The 12,952-nt window shown below is 69.0% G+C and carries 13 protein-coding genes; 5 read left to right on the top strand and 8 right to left on the bottom strand.

Going from position 1 to position 12,952, the window contains the following annotated elements; translation table 11 throughout:
• Window positions 1–566: 566 nt before the first annotated feature.
• Window positions 567–1,715, top strand: a complete 1,149-nt coding sequence (locus ACIGXM_RS29765) for a hypothetical protein (protein WP_396566254.1) — start codon at window positions 567–569, stop codon at window positions 1,713–1,715.
• Window positions 1,716–1,922: 207 nt separating this feature from the next.
• On the opposite strand, the gene ACIGXM_RS29770 is transcribed toward ACIGXM_RS29765, so the two are convergent.
• On the bottom strand, window positions 1,923–2,540 hold the full coding sequence (locus ACIGXM_RS29770) for a TetR family transcriptional regulator (protein ID WP_396566256.1): 618 nt from the start codon (window positions 2,538–2,540) through the stop codon (window positions 1,923–1,925).
• Window positions 2,541–2,694: 154 nt separating this feature from the next.
• Here ACIGXM_RS29770 and ACIGXM_RS29775 point away from each other — a divergent pair, with 154 nt between their 5' ends.
• Window positions 2,695–3,555, top strand: a complete 861-nt coding sequence (locus tag ACIGXM_RS29775) for an enoyl-CoA hydratase/isomerase family protein (RefSeq protein WP_396566258.1) — start codon at window positions 2,695–2,697, stop codon at window positions 3,553–3,555.
• Window positions 3,556–3,858: 303 nt separating this feature from the next.
• Here the strand turns inward: ACIGXM_RS29775 and ACIGXM_RS29780 are convergent, their stop codons facing one another.
• The 6 genes from ACIGXM_RS29780 to ACIGXM_RS29805 all read right to left on the bottom strand — a co-directional run bounded on the left by ACIGXM_RS29780 (window position 3,859) and on the right by ACIGXM_RS29805 (window position 7,899).
• On the bottom strand, window positions 3,859–4,485 hold the full coding sequence (locus tag ACIGXM_RS29780) for a nucleotidyl transferase AbiEii/AbiGii toxin family protein (RefSeq protein ID WP_396566332.1): 627 nt from the start codon (window positions 4,483–4,485) through the stop codon (window positions 3,859–3,861).
• 19 nt (window positions 4,486–4,504) lie between these two features.
• Window positions 4,505–4,825 (bottom strand): hypothetical protein, encoded by a 321-nt coding sequence (locus tag ACIGXM_RS29785; RefSeq protein WP_396566260.1) that lies wholly within the window; start codon window positions 4,823–4,825, stop codon window positions 4,505–4,507.
• A 231-nt stretch (window positions 4,826–5,056) separates the two neighbouring features.
• Window positions 5,057–5,650 carry an isochorismatase family protein gene (locus tag ACIGXM_RS29790; protein ID WP_396566262.1) on the bottom strand — a complete coding sequence of 198 codons (594 nt, stop codon included), beginning with the start codon at window positions 5,648–5,650 and terminating at the stop codon, window positions 5,057–5,059.
• 326 nt (window positions 5,651–5,976) lie between these two features.
• On the bottom strand, window positions 5,977–6,177 hold the full coding sequence (locus ACIGXM_RS29795; RefSeq protein WP_396566264.1) for a DUF1918 domain-containing protein: 201 nt from the start codon (window positions 6,175–6,177) through the stop codon (window positions 5,977–5,979).
• Window positions 6,178–6,721: 544 nt separating this feature from the next.
• Complete coding sequence (locus ACIGXM_RS29800; RefSeq protein WP_396566266.1) at window positions 6,722–7,594, bottom strand: IS3 family transposase; 873 nt, start codon at window positions 7,592–7,594, stop codon at window positions 6,722–6,724.
• On the bottom strand, window positions 7,591–7,899 hold the full coding sequence (locus ACIGXM_RS29805; RefSeq protein WP_396566268.1) for a transposase: 309 nt from the start codon (window positions 7,897–7,899) through the stop codon (window positions 7,591–7,593). Before ACIGXM_RS29805 ends, ACIGXM_RS29800 begins: the two co-directional genes overlap by 4 nt.
• Before the next feature lie 107 nt (window positions 7,900–8,006).
• Between ACIGXM_RS29805 and ACIGXM_RS29810 the strand changes: the two genes are divergently transcribed.
• Both ACIGXM_RS29810 and ACIGXM_RS29815 read left to right on the top strand, forming a co-directional pair.
• Complete coding sequence (locus ACIGXM_RS29810) at window positions 8,007–8,345, top strand: glutaredoxin family protein (RefSeq protein WP_396566270.1); 339 nt, start codon at window positions 8,007–8,009, stop codon at window positions 8,343–8,345.
• A gap of 24 nt (window positions 8,346–8,369) precedes the next feature.
• Window positions 8,370–8,594 (top strand): hypothetical protein, encoded by a 225-nt coding sequence (locus ACIGXM_RS29815; protein WP_396566272.1) that lies wholly within the window; start codon window positions 8,370–8,372, stop codon window positions 8,592–8,594.
• Window positions 8,595–8,667: 73 nt separating this feature from the next.
• On the opposite strand, the gene ACIGXM_RS29820 is transcribed toward ACIGXM_RS29815, so the two are convergent.
• On the bottom strand, window positions 8,668–9,768 hold the full coding sequence (locus ACIGXM_RS29820; RefSeq protein ID WP_396566273.1) for a phage tail sheath family protein: 1,101 nt from the start codon (window positions 9,766–9,768) through the stop codon (window positions 8,668–8,670).
• Window positions 9,769–10,350: 582 nt separating this feature from the next.
• Between ACIGXM_RS29820 and ACIGXM_RS29825 the strand changes: the two genes are divergently transcribed.
• Window positions 10,351–12,915 carry a DUF6603 domain-containing protein gene (locus ACIGXM_RS29825; RefSeq protein ID WP_396566275.1) on the top strand — a complete coding sequence of 855 codons (2,565 nt, stop codon included), beginning with the start codon at window positions 10,351–10,353 and terminating at the stop codon, window positions 12,913–12,915.
• Window positions 12,916–12,952 lie beyond the last annotated feature (37 nt).

Here is a 12,952-nt window from a genome sequence, read left to right on the forward strand (position 1 = left end):
CGAGAGCACGGAGCACGGGGGCACACACCGCGCATGGGAGCGCAAGAGGCGTGCAGACGGCGCGCGATGAGACCGAGGAACGCATGCACAACCGCCACCCCGAGGTGGGGGAAGGCCGAGCCGATTCGCTCCCGCACGGAGGAAGCGTCTACCAGGACCGCTCCCACCCCTCCCTCACGGACCGTTCCGCGCAGTTCCCCTGCCCGGTCAGTCGATGGGGACGACCCGCACAGCGGGGAAGGACTCACGCACCAGCACGAGTTGCCCCTCGACGGAGAAGTTGCACTGCCCGGCAACCAGCGCAGCACGGAACGATCGCAGATCAGTCGCGGTACCGAGCCGCTTGCAACGACCATGCGGGAACGCCATGTTCGAGCCAACCGCTGCGCCGCCGTGCATCGAGCGCCCCTTCAGGGCTCCGGTCGACCTGCGCTCGCACCCCCAGGCCCCCGAGACACCCGCCAGGGCCGGGCCCCGCAACCGCCCGCAGGGCATCTGGCGATACGTCAGAATTTGTCGAGCCGGCGCCGAGCGCCTTTCAGAGCACATCCCGGAGGTAGGGCTTCATGACCCGCTACTGCGTCGACCCCGACCGAAACGAGCTGGCTGCCACCTGGGGCACCGGCGAAGGCGACCTCACTAGCCGTATCGCCACCGCCCCCGCCGGCACGGACACCGCCACGCTCCTACGTCTGGCCCGCGCCCTGACCCAGCTGTCAGAAGCCGCCTGGCACACCTACACCCACCCCGCCAGCGCCGCCGGCTCCCTGGAACCCAACAGCGAGGGCTGGCGCCGTGAACAGGAACGCCAAGCCTTCGGCGAAGCCGCAGAGGCGATCACCCGGCCGAACCTCCCCCAGGCCGGCTCGGTGTTCGTCTCCTACAGCCCCCTCGTCGAGTCCGCCCACCAGGTCGGCCGCGCCCTGCACGTCCTTGACAGCCCGGACCTCACCAAGGCCGTCCTCGCCGAGACCACAACCGAGCTCGCCGCCGTGGAGAGTGCCGAACTCGGCCACCTCACCGACCGCGCTCAACAGGCCGTCCTCCTCAGCCGCGAGGACGCCTCCCCCGCCCAGGTCGCCGCCGCCGACCACCTCCTCGAACAGGACCCCTTCGGCCCCGCAGCCCTCTTCACGGACGTCGACCCCACCGCCGCCTCCGTCGCAGCCGCCCACTGGCTCGCCGCCGCGGCCGAGGTAGCCGCCGAAGCCTCCGGCCAGAACCCCACCACCGTCGTCCTCGAAGCCGACGACATCGAGGCCCTCCCCCACGAGACCCCCACCCTCGTCCTCGAACTCCTCGACTCCGGCGCCACCCCCAACGACGCCGTCACCACCCTCATCCGCCACGCCATGCACGTCGCCGACGGACTCCTGCCCGACCCCACCGCCCTACGCGAACAACTCGACGACTTCGAGGAAACCCTCGCCGAATACACCGACGGCGACGAAGAGCCGGACATCGAGGACGCCGCCCTGCGCCTGACCCCGCTCGACCCCAAGCGCCCGGCCCGCGACCTCCTCGAAGACCTCCTCACCGGCATCCACGGCTGCTGGCTCCTCCACAACGAGTACGACGAACTCAACGACGACGAGAAAAACAGCACTGAGAACGACGAGGAACGCGAGGCCGAAGCAAACCAGCACCACAGCCGCGCACGCTTCGCCCAACTCGTCCGCGCCGCCGCCGCACGCAACCACAACCGGCTGATCTAATAAGATAAGAGGTCGCGCAGATAGGTGCTGTGGGCGCCTCGGCGGCCCTACACGGCTGCGCGTTGACACCGTCCGCTTCGGCCGGATCGACACCCCACTCCTGCGCTCGCGGCCGGGGCTGGACTCCGACGACACGATCACCGCCGCCGGGTCGACCACTCCTTTCGGCTGCTTCGGCACCGCCAAGGAAGCCGCCGCCTCGGCCCTTTACAACGGAGCGTCCGTCTGCTGGCGTGCCGGGGTCGAGAAGGCGGCGAACGCAGCGTCCAGCAGTTTGCCGAGGTCCTCTTGGCCGTCGCTCGCACTCCATTGACCGAGGACGATCCACAAGATTTCGAGCGCCGCCGCTACGCGAACGTTGGCGATGACCGATGACCCGTCGGTCGAGGGGGTTGTCTTCTGCAGTCGGGCGACGATCTCTGGTCGCCATTCAGTCTGCTTCTCGCGGAGGCGTGCGCACAGGGCTGGGGTCTGCTCGATGAGGCCGAGGATCGTCACGAGTTCCTGGACGTCGCGCACGAGGAACCTCACGGCTGACTCCAGGGCGTTGCGCAGCCTGCTCCAGTCGTCCTGGTTGGCCCGCTCGGCATCGAGCGCGTCAGTGATGACGTCACCGACAGGGTCGAAGACGAACAGGACCACGTCTTCCTTGGTGCCGAAGTAACGCAGGAAGGTGCTCCGCGACACTCCGGCGGCTTCCGAGAGGTCGGCGAAGGTGACCTGGTCGAAGCCTGTGAGGCAGAACCGGTTGAACGCGACGCGGGCCAGCTCTGCTCGCACCGCGTGGCGGCTGATCTCACGGGTACCGACTGGCGCTGCGCTCATGGGGACGAGTGTACTCCGACACACTTGTTTGCTTCTTCGGATACAGGCTTCTAATCTGACACTCAGTGTCAGTCACGACGCTGAGGTTCGCGAGACTCTCCCCAGCCGGCGGCCCGGTCACAGGCCGTCCCTTACCGCGATATGGAGCCACCTCATGAGCTACCAAGACCTTCCCGCCCTGACGATCGACGTCTCGGACGGGGTCGCGACGGTGACAATCGATCACCCGCCGCTCAATCTGATGGACGCGGTCCTCCTGCCGTCACTCCGGGCATTCGTCGCGCGTGCGCGGGACGACGCCGACGTCCGCGTCATTGTCTTCGAGAGCGCTGACCCGGAGTTCTTCATTGCGCACGGTGACATGGCCTACCTCACCGACCCCGACGCGCTGCCTGCAGCCACTCGCGCTGCGATCGCGGCCGCACCGGGTTCGACCGTCCCGGAAGGCCTGAACATCCTCCAGGCGATGAGCGAGGAGGTCCGCTCGCTGCCGCAGGTCACCATCGGCAAGCTGGCGGGCTTCGCGCGCGGCGCGGGCAACGAGTTCTTCATGTACCTGGACATGCGATTCGCGGCGATCGGCAAGTCGGGGCAGGGACAGCCGGAGTCCTTGATGGGGATCCTCCCCGGAGGCGGCGGCACGGTGAACATGACGCGCCTGGCAGGAAGGGCCCGCGCGCTGGAGCTCATCCTCGGCGCCGAACTCGTGGGCGCGGAGCTCGCGGAACGGTACGGCCTGATCAACCGTGCCCTGCCCGCCGCAGAACTCGATTCCTTCGTCGACACCCTCGCCCGACGGATCGCCCGCCTCCGGCCGGAGGTGATCTCCATCACGAAGGCTGCGGTCGACACAGTCGCGCAGCCGATTCCGCGTGCGGCGTACGCCGTTGAGAACGAGGGCCTGTTCGCGGCGTTCGGCGATGAGGTCACCGAGCTCGCCCACAAGCTGCTCGCCGCTGGTATCCAGACCCGCGAGGGCGAACGGGACCACGAGCGCATCGCCAACAGCATCTGAGTCCAAGGCGCCCGGATCCGGCAGAACCCGACCACCGCGAAGAGCCAACGTCGACGACAGCAGGTTCTCCCTTTGCACCTGATCAAGGGAGAACCGCAGCTCAGACGACTATTCGGGGGCTGGTGGTCGCATGGTGGTCGCCTGCGGGTGGAGGCTGGAAGGAGAACAGCCCGCGCCCCTTCGAGGTGATCACCATGCGCCGCCCATCCACCCCGGGCCGAGGATCCGCGCTTCACGTCCGTGACCGGTTCTCTCCGCAGCAGGCGACGCGCCATCGGAACTGGTCACCATCGCCAGCGCGGATTACGCCTGGTCGAGCTGGTCGCGCCAGTTCGCGAACTGTTCCCGGATCGCGGCGGCGGCTGAGGAGTCGAGTCCGTAGGCGGCGAACTGCTTGTCGCTGTAGCGGCCGATGCGCCGCAGTGCGTCGGCGAACATCGCGCGGTCGAAACCCGCGTCGTTCTGGGCGGCCAGTTCGAGGAGCTGCTCACGCGAGTAGCCGCTCTGCAGCAGACCGTGGACGTCGATGGCGTCGCGGACCTCGGCGCGGCTGAAGAGCGCACCGGTCTTGCCCGCCGCGACGTCGTCACGGTGCAGGACCGGGCCGAGTTCGGATTCCACCGGCGGATGGTGGAGGAACTCGGCGACCAGCTCCACCTTGTTCGGGGTCCCGGTGGACGGGTCGGTGACGTTCATCCGCGCGTACGTCGGCACCTGCTGCACGACCTCAACGGTGTACCCGGCGGCCTCGTAGGCCGCGACCGCCGCGGCCACGGCTGCTGGCATCTCCCCCGCCGCGCGGTCGATCGGCGCGAAGAGGTCGACATCGTCGCTCAGCCGGTCGACGATGCGGTGAGCCTGGACCGCGTAGCCACCCGCAAGGGCGTAGCCGAAGTCCTCGGCGAGGGCTTCCAGCCCGATCTTGATCAGTCGCCGGTGCTGCTGTCCATCAGGCCGCTACCGCGCGCGGGCGGAGCTCGGGAAACCGCGCCTGCCACATCGCGCGTAGCTCCCTGGGCAGGAACAGCTCCGGCCAGATGCGCAGCAGGGTGGACCGGTCCAGGTGGTCGTGCAGGTCGGCAGGTGACTGGGCTTCGCGGATCACCCGCTCATACATGAGGACCAGGTCGGCCGGATCGCCGAGGTCATAGGCGTAAGGCGGGCCCCAGTCTAGGTGCCGGGGCAGCGTGATCGGGCCGACGGTCGGACCGGCCAGGTGGGCCAACGACACCGGCAGCGCGTACGGCTTGGCCACGGCATACCTACTCATGGGCACTAGTCTGCCGCACCAGGATCGGTCGCTCCAGGAATCTCGTCCTCCTGGGGTTCCGGTTGGAGGATGTCGAGGAGGCCGTGGGCGACCCAGTCCGGGAAGGTCATTGCTGGGGGGACCGGGAGCCGGGCTTCACGCAGGAGCAACTGCTCCTTGAAGACTGCCTCGGTGATCCAAGCGAACGTGTCGTCGAGGAGGTCGGCCCCCGGCCACGGCCCCGGATTGAGATCAGCCGAGGACGACAGGTCTGCCGGTCAGTGCGACGCCTGCCTGTCGCAGCTCGTCAATGGCGCCTTCGGTCGTGTCGGCGGCGACGCCGGCGGTGTAGTCGAGCAGGACGCGTACGGCGAAGCCGGCTTTCGCGCCGTCCAGCGCGGTGGCCTTCACGCAGTGGTCGGTGGCGATGCCGACGACGTCGAGATCGCTGACGTCCCGGGCGCGAAGCCAGTCGGCCAGGGACGTACCGTCCTCGGCCGAGCCCTCGAAGCCGCTCTTCGAGGCGGAGTACGCACCCTTGTAGAAGACCTCGTCTACTGCCCCGGAGGTGGCGGTCGGCGCGAAATCAGGATGGAATTCGCCGCCCTCGCCGCCTACGACGCAGTGCACGGGGAAGGAGTTCTGGAAGTCCGGGTGGTCGGAGAAGTGACCGCCTGGATCGATGTGGTGGTCGCGGGTGGCGACGACGTGCGTGTAGCCGTCGCCGGCCGAGCGTCGGATGAGCTCGGAGATGGCGCGGGCCCGGTCCGCGCCGCCCTTCACCGGGATGCTGCCGCCCTCGCAGAAGTCCTTCTGCACATCGACGACGATCAGTGCTCGGCGCACAGCGCAATCCTTTCCTCGCGGGGATCCGTGCTTGGATGTCTCCCCTTTCCGCCGTGGTCGCGTGCGTCACGGTCCGGGCGTTCACCCGTCCGGCCATGTCCGCCACGCGTGCGCGGCGCAGGTGCCCTGGGGCCTCCTGCGCCGGCCTTCGCGCCGAGGATGATCACGGCCCTGCTCTCGTCAGGTATGGACGAGCGGCGTCTGCTCGGGTCGCTCGGAGTCGCGACGGCGATGGACTCGCTGATCGCACCGAAGTCCACTGTCGGTGGACGACAATGGAACCTGAGACAGCCGGGCTCATGTATCGCGGGTCCTCGCCCCGGCAGTCAGGCCTCGTCCGCGGCCCTGCGGTGGTCAACGAGGCTGTCGGGCCCAGGACTCATGATCGTTTCGTGCCCCTTGTCATCCCGGACGCGGTAGGGCGGATTTCCGTTCCGCCCGAGTACCTCGACGATCTCTACCGTGTGGTCCTGCTGCCCGACCACACGACCGTGGACGACAAGGCGGTCTCCCTTGCTTGCATGCATCTGCGCCTCCTTGCGCTGTGACGTCACGGGCGAGCCTGCCGCGCGCCCGTGCAACCCCTTCCCGATCACAGCGTGCGACAACCCAGACACTTTGCGCAGTCGACTCCCGTTGCCTGGGCCAATGCCTCGTTCCGGCATCGACGTCACCGGCAACCGAAGGCGAGACGCCCCTGCCCATCGGCATCCATGCGGCGATGAGTAGCGAGACGGGTTGGACGGCCGCGCCTCGCCGGTGGTTGTACCTGCCCAGCTCGGCGGCGGCGCCACCGGCAATGACCAACTAAAACGGGACAGAAGATCACAAGGGTACGGCCGAGGCTGTCGCGGCCATCAGTTCGAGCTTCGCCAGGAGACGGCCGGGCGTCATCGACCGCGCTCGAACGTCCCGTTGGCCACGGCCTGCCCGATGGGTCGGGTGACAGTGCCGAGCGTGCGGCGTTGCGGCGGCTGGCGTCCTGCGGCAGACGTCATCACCCGTTCGGGTGTCCGGCCGGGGAAGGCGCATGAGCTTGCTCCGCTTTGACGAACACCGTTGGTGTGGTGGTCAGGCCGCGAGGGCGGTCTCGTATTCGGCGGGGCTGCGGTAGCCGAGGCTGCTGTGCAGCCTGCGTATGTTGTACCAGGCTTCGATCCACTCGAAGATCGCGGTCCGAGCTGCGGCCTGGCTGGGCCAGGGGTGGTCGCCGAGCAGCTCCCGTTTGAGGGTGGCGAAGAATGACTCGGCGAGTGCGTTGTCCCAGCACTGGCCGGTCCGGCCGACCGAGAGTCGAACTCCGAACTCGGTTGCGAGCTCGGCGAATTCACGGCTGGTGTATTGGCAGCCGCGATCCGAGTGAAACACCACCGGCCCGCTCGGGCGGCGGGTGCGGCAGGCGGCCCGCAGGGCGTCGGCGACCAGCTCGGTCCGCAGGTGGTCGGCGGTGGCCCAGCCGACCACGCGGCGTGAGGCGATATCGATGACGGTGGCCAGGTAGAGCCAGCCCTCCTCGGTCGGGACGTAGGTGATGTCGCCGCACCAGCGGGCGTCGAGGGCCACCGGGTCGGGCGTGAAGTCGCGCAGGACCAGGTCCGGCCGGGCGGCGGCTTGTGGGTCGGGGATGGTGGTGCGGTGGCGCCGTCTTCGGTGCCGGCCCTCCAGGCCGGCCTGGCGCATCAGCCGGGCGATGCGGCGGCGCCCGCACCGCTCGCCGTCGCGTTGCAGGGTGGCGTGGACGCGCGGGGCCCCGTAGCTGCCATGAGAGGCGGCGTGGACCTCGGTGATCTTCTCGGTCAGTTGTGCGTCGCGGACCGCGCGGGGGCCGGGGACGGCGGTGCGGCGGGTGTAGAAGGCGGTACGGGAGACCTGGAGCAGCTCACACGCTCGCTTGACGTTGTGGCCTGCCTGCTTCTCCGCCTCGATGAACGGGTGCACCGTCACCGGGTCTCCGTCGCGAAGAAAGCCGTGGCCCGCTTGAGGATGTCCACGTCCTCGCGCAGCCGGCGGTTCTCCCGCCGCAGGCGGGCCAGCTCCTCGCGCTCGTCGCTGGTCAGGCCGTCGCGCTCGCCCGCGTCGACCTCGGCCTGCTTCACCCAGTCACGCACCGCGGTCTCGGTCAGGTCGAAGTCCTTGGCCACCTGACCGACCGAGCGATCACCGCGCCAGCACAGCTCGACGATCTCGGCCTTGAACTCCGGCGTGAACGAGCGGCGAGGGCGTGGCTTCTTCTTCCCCATGCTCTCCATGATGGACATCATCCTTACCAGGGCCGAAGCCCCTGATCAGGGGTGTCCGCCAAAGCGAATCAAGCCCAGCATGCCGGACAGCCCCCTTGCGTCCTCTATTCGGTGGTATGGCCGAAGAAGATCTCAGTCCAAAGGCGCGCCAGGCGATCGAAGACACCCTGGCGGCGCATGACGTCGTGCTCTACATGAAGGGGACGGCAGTGGTTCCTCAGGCCGACGGCGGCTCGGCGCGCATGGTCGACGTGCTGAAGCAGATGGGCTTCGACTTTCATGTCGTCAACGTCCTCGCGGAGCTCGAGTTCCGCACCGGCATCAAGGCCTTCTCCGGCTGGCCCAATATCCCGCAGCTCTTTCACAAGGGTCGGTTCATCGGCGGCTACGACACCGTCGCCGAGATGTATCAAACCGGAGAGCTTCAGAAGCTGCTGTTGGAAGGCCAACGCTGAGCCCGCTGCTTCCCCTCGCTCTTGATGCCGCCTCCGTCGACAGCCCTGGGGGAGCAGGCCTGGCGGGAGTCCGGCCTCGGCGCTCACGCCGACGTCGACGAACTCCAGCGCACCATCACCTGGTTGGAACAGCGGACCGCAGAACTGGCGCGCCAGCTGGAGGAGGCCCGCGACGACCTCGACGCCGCACGGTCGGCCAACCGGGACCTGACCCGGGCACTGAACCAATGCCCAGGCGAACGGACCTGACCACGACGGCGGCGCCGCGGGGACACGATGCCACGCGACGCCGCCGTCCTTACCAGCCGCAGCCTTCTGGCCGTCAGGCCTGCCCCGCTTCCCCGGTGACCGTCACAGGGATGAACTCGGCCGAGCGCACCGCGGCGAGGCCGACCTTCAGCACGAACCTGCCGGCCTTGACGTCTTCCTCGGTCATGGTGACGCCTTTGCCGATCTGAACGAAGTACGCCTCCTCCCGTGTGTTCCCCATCAGCCCGCCTTGCCTCCACACGCCCTGCAGGTAGGTGTCCGCCGCGGACCGCAGCTTCTCCCACGTCGGCTCGCTGTTCGGCTCGAACACCGCGACACGGACGGCCTCCCGCAGATCCCTCTCCACGCTGTTGGCCAGACGCCGCACCGAAATGTACTTCCACCGGTCATCGGTCTCATTGAGGGTGCGAGCGCCCCAAACGAGTGTGCCCTGGCCCGGGAACTCGCGCAGGACGTCAACGGGCTTGGCCTCGTCCTGCTCCGTGTCACTCACAGCTTGGGACGGGCGCGCGCCACCGTTCACCGTGGCGTTCGCCGGGGCCTTCCACACCCCGCGCTCACTATCAACCCGGCACCACACCCCGGCGACCGCGCCAACAGGCGGAACCGGCTGGGCGCCGTTTCCGGGCGGGATGAGCCAGGGGTGGTAGAGGGCCGCGTGCGCGCTTTGGCCGTCGTCCAGCTTGAACGCCCTCGCGGCGTCACGAGCCTGCCGAGGGTCGTGGTCCCGGTCGGCGTGCAGGATGGCCATTGCCCGGCGGCTCGCCGCATACGTGGCTACGGCCCTGGCCGTCACACCGGCCGCGTCGGCTCCACCGTCCCAGAGGCCGAGCGGCACCAGGATCGTCACATCGTCGAAGGCCTCGACCGCGGTCAACGCCTCCTGCAGGGTCTTGCCGGCCGTGTTGGCCAGGTAGCAGAGGCCGCCCCCGTTCTCGAAGTACCCACGCAGCACGCTGCCCGTCACTCCGGATGCCGTGCCCACACCGGCGACCCGGGACAGGGCAGGCCAGCTGTCGACCCGCACCACACCCTCGAACGCCGTACCGAAGTCCCCGATGAACAGCGGCACGGCAGTCGCGCCGGAGGGCACCGACAGGCTCAACGAGCCGAGCGACTCGATGTTGACGCCGGGGTAGTTCATATCCGTCATCGAACACTCCAACCAGATCACGACAGGACAAGGGCATGCCGCCGCCTCAATGTCGCCAGGAGACGGGTAGAGGCGGCACTGCCATACCGGAGCGTAACGGTACCGATGCCTCCTGTGATCGATTTTTGTCAGCACCGCTGCCGTCGAGCAGTTGATGCGGTGAGATCACCCAGGCGAGGATTGGCACTACACCTGTCGCGCACGCCAGCCTCGCTCACACCGCCGCCGAGCCGCGCGAACCTGCGCGCCCATGCCTCGCACCGCACTCCAGCCCCGGAGAAAGGTGAGCCACCCAGGCCCGGCGGTGACAACGCTGCGCGAGCGCGGGGAACCAGGATTCAGGGGGCCGGTCGGATGCGGCCCGGTGAAGCCATAGGACTGGAGCTGGGGCCGGGTGTTGACGCTGAGTCGATTGGCGAATTCCAGCCGGTCCGCTGGCCATACCGGCCGGTCACAGTTGCACCCTCCGCCATGAGTCGGTCACAGTGTGCAATATATCGTGTACGGTATGTTCAGCCCTTCGGCCTACGTGAACATTCAATCGAATTGCTCCCTTCTGTCCTGATTCGGAGGCGGGTCTGCGTGACAGTGCGTGTGGGTGACATCCGGGAAATCCTTGAGCGGGCGGCGCCGGGGGGAGCGGTCGAGTTCCCGGTGTCGGTGCTGAACGGCCATGCGGCCGAGGCGGGGCTGGTGTTCCGGGGTGGTGAGCTGCGGGTCGATAATGCGGTGTGCGACCCGAAGGGGCTGTGGATCAGCGGGCAGGCCGCCACGACCGCTTCCGCGTCCCCGGTGGGGGTGCGCATCGAGTTCACCGGCGATGGGGAGCTGGTGGCGGGGACGCAGGCCGCCGCCGATCTCGGCGAGGGGCGCGCTCTGCTGCTGGTCGACGGTGCCGTGGACGGCTCCGCGTTGCCTCCCGGGGCGTGGGCGGTGGTGGACGGCCGGGCGTTTCGGCTGACCTCGCGGGGCCAGGCGACCGAGACCGATCCGGGGCGGGTGGACGGACTGGGCCGGCCCCTGCCGCCGGCCCGTGTGCGGACGGCTGCCGAGCGTGAACGGGAGCGCGGGCCGCGGGCGCTGGTGACCGAGCGCGGCGTTCTCGTGCCCCGGCCGTCGGCCTACCGGCGCCAGGGGGTGCGGGTCGTTGAGTCGCCGATGGTGCGCGGCTGGTCGCCGATCGGCACCCCCGGTGGCGACAACGGCATCAGCGTCAACTACGAGAGCCCGCCGCTGCGGATCGCGGGGGCGCTGACCGCGCTGCCGGCCTCCCCGCCCTACAAGACGGTGATCGGCGGGACGCTGCTGGTGGACACCGGCGCGTTCAACGGGTCTTTGATGGGCGCGTATGTCGTTCCCGACGGAAGCGGCGCCCAGCCGTCGTTGTTCGCCTACGGCTCGCTGGGCGCCGAGACCGGGTTCACGCCGCCTCCTTTCCAGGTGCGCGGGATCGCGGCGGGCTTCGGCTGGAACAGCCGGGTGCGGGTGCCGTCGGCGGAGGCCCTGGGTGAGTTCCCGTTCCTGGTCGCCCTCGACAATCCGGGCAAGATCGGCGCGGACGAGGACGAGGTCGATCCGCTGTCCGTGCTGGCCACCCTGATCGGCGGCTCCAACCCGTGGGTGAAGCCGCAGGAGGGCGACCTCTGGGTGGCCGGCGGTCTGGCCTTCAGCTGCTTCGAGTTCCTGAAGGGCCGCCTGATGGCCCTGGTCCAGACCGGTTCGGAGCTGACGATCAGCCTGCTCGGTGCGGGTGGCGCCGAGCTGCCCACGAGGAGCAGTTGGAAGATCGCCCGGGTGGAGATCGGCATCGAGGCGACGGTGCGGCCCACGGTCGGCGAGCTGAGCTTCAGCGCCGGATTCACCGAGAAGACCTTCCTCATCGACCCGAACTGCAAGCTACGCGGCGGCATCGGGATGAAGCTCTGGTTCGGGCCCAACCCCAAGGCCGGGGACTTCGCCCTGATCCTGGGCGCCGTCCCGGCCGAGCGCGACGTGCCCGCTCACTACCCCAGGCAGCAGCCTGCCGGCATCACCTGGGGCATCGGCTCCACGGTCAACATCACCGGCAACGCCTATGCCGCGCTGACGCCCAAGTCGCTGATGGCCGGCGGCTCGCTGGAGGTCAAGTTCCAGGCCGGGATGCTGCGGGCCTGGCTCACCGCCAAGGTGGACGCCCTGCTGGAGTGGAACCCCTTCTACTTCGATGTGGGCATGGGGGTGCGGGTCGGGGTCTCCGCCACCATCAAGGTGTGGTTCGTGCGGATCACGATCTCCATCGAGATCGGGGTCGACGTGCGGGTGTGGGGTCCCGCGGTGGGCGGCGAGGCCACCGTCCACCTGTGGTTCATCTCCTTCACCATCGGCTTCGGCGCCGACCGCCGCAACAAGCCCCCGGCACTGGACTGGGGCGGCTTCCAGGGCATGCTGCCGCCGCCCACGAACATGGTCCGCACCGTCCCCGAAGCCGGATACGCCGGTGAGGGCGCCCACGCCCCGGGCGTGCGCAGCGGCGCCAAGCCGTGGCTGGTCGACAGCGGCGGCTTCACCTTCACCGCCGACACCCAGGCACCCGTCAGCGCGCTGTACCTGGACCGCGACAGCACCACGCCGGTGGACACCGGCGAGAAGGTGAACATCCTGCCCATGCACGTCACGGGCAAGGACAGCGAACTGCGCGTCTGGCTCGACTACAACAACAGCACCGAGCGCCTGACGGACTGGGGCCGGACACTGATCCGCGGGAACGTGGTCAACGCCCTGTGGGGAACCAGCCCCAACGGGGAAGAGCTGCTCCCCGACCGGATCCTGGGCGTCCGGCTGGTGTCGCCACCGGTCAAGTACGGCACGTCCACCGGGTTCATCGACGAGAAGGGGATCTCGTTCGACCCGATCGCGCCGGACGGCAACCAGCCGCTGTCCGCGAGCGAGGGGGCGTCCGGCGCCGAGCCGAAGCGGACCGACGGAGTGATCAAGAAGATCCGCGACGGCATCGACGCGCCCGGCACCCGCGACAACCGTGCCTCCCTGGCCGACGCGCTGACGAGCCTCGGAACGGATCTCGGCCGCCTCGACACCGACCTGAGCGGGTACGCCCGTGGCGCGGGCACCGCCTTCACCGCGAGCCCGATGCTGGTGCCCGCCGCCTGACCCGCCCGGCCAGCGCGCTTCGGTCCCCCGCCATCCC

It is taken from the genome of Kitasatospora sp. NPDC052896, from assembly GCF_044547075.1.
In the GTDB taxonomy this organism is placed as follows: Bacteria; Actinomycetota; Actinomycetes; order Streptomycetales; family Streptomycetaceae; genus Kitasatospora.

What these genes read in the sequence shown, in the direction of transcription:
- ACIGXM_RS29815 (WP_396566272.1), top strand. Translation starts at nt 8,370, where the DNA reads ATGCCGCCTCCGTCGACAGCCCTGGGGGAGCAGGCCTGGCGGGAGTCC.
- ACIGXM_RS29770 (WP_396566256.1), bottom strand. Translation starts at nt 2,540, where the DNA reads ATGAGCGCAGCGCCAGTCGGTACCCGTGAGATCAGCCGCCACGCGGTG.
- ACIGXM_RS29765 (WP_396566254.1), top strand. Translation starts at nt 567, where the DNA reads ATGACCCGCTACTGCGTCGACCCCGACCGAAACGAGCTGGCTGCCACC.
- ACIGXM_RS29805 (WP_396566268.1), bottom strand. Translation starts at nt 7,899, where the DNA reads ATGGAGAGCATGGGGAAGAAGAAGCCACGCCCTCGCCGCTCGTTCACG.
- ACIGXM_RS29810 (WP_396566270.1), top strand. Translation starts at nt 8,007, where the DNA reads ATGGCCGAAGAAGATCTCAGTCCAAAGGCGCGCCAGGCGATCGAAGAC.
- ACIGXM_RS29820 (WP_396566273.1), bottom strand. Translation starts at nt 9,768, where the DNA reads ATGACGGATATGAACTACCCCGGCGTCAACATCGAGTCGCTCGGCTCG.
- ACIGXM_RS29795 (WP_396566264.1), bottom strand. Translation starts at nt 6,177, where the DNA reads ATGCATGCAAGCAAGGGAGACCGCCTTGTCGTCCACGGTCGTGTGGTC.
- ACIGXM_RS29785 (WP_396566260.1), bottom strand. Translation starts at nt 4,825, where the DNA reads ATGAGTAGGTATGCCGTGGCCAAGCCGTACGCGCTGCCGGTGTCGTTG.
- ACIGXM_RS29775 (WP_396566258.1), top strand. Translation starts at nt 2,695, where the DNA reads ATGAGCTACCAAGACCTTCCCGCCCTGACGATCGACGTCTCGGACGGG.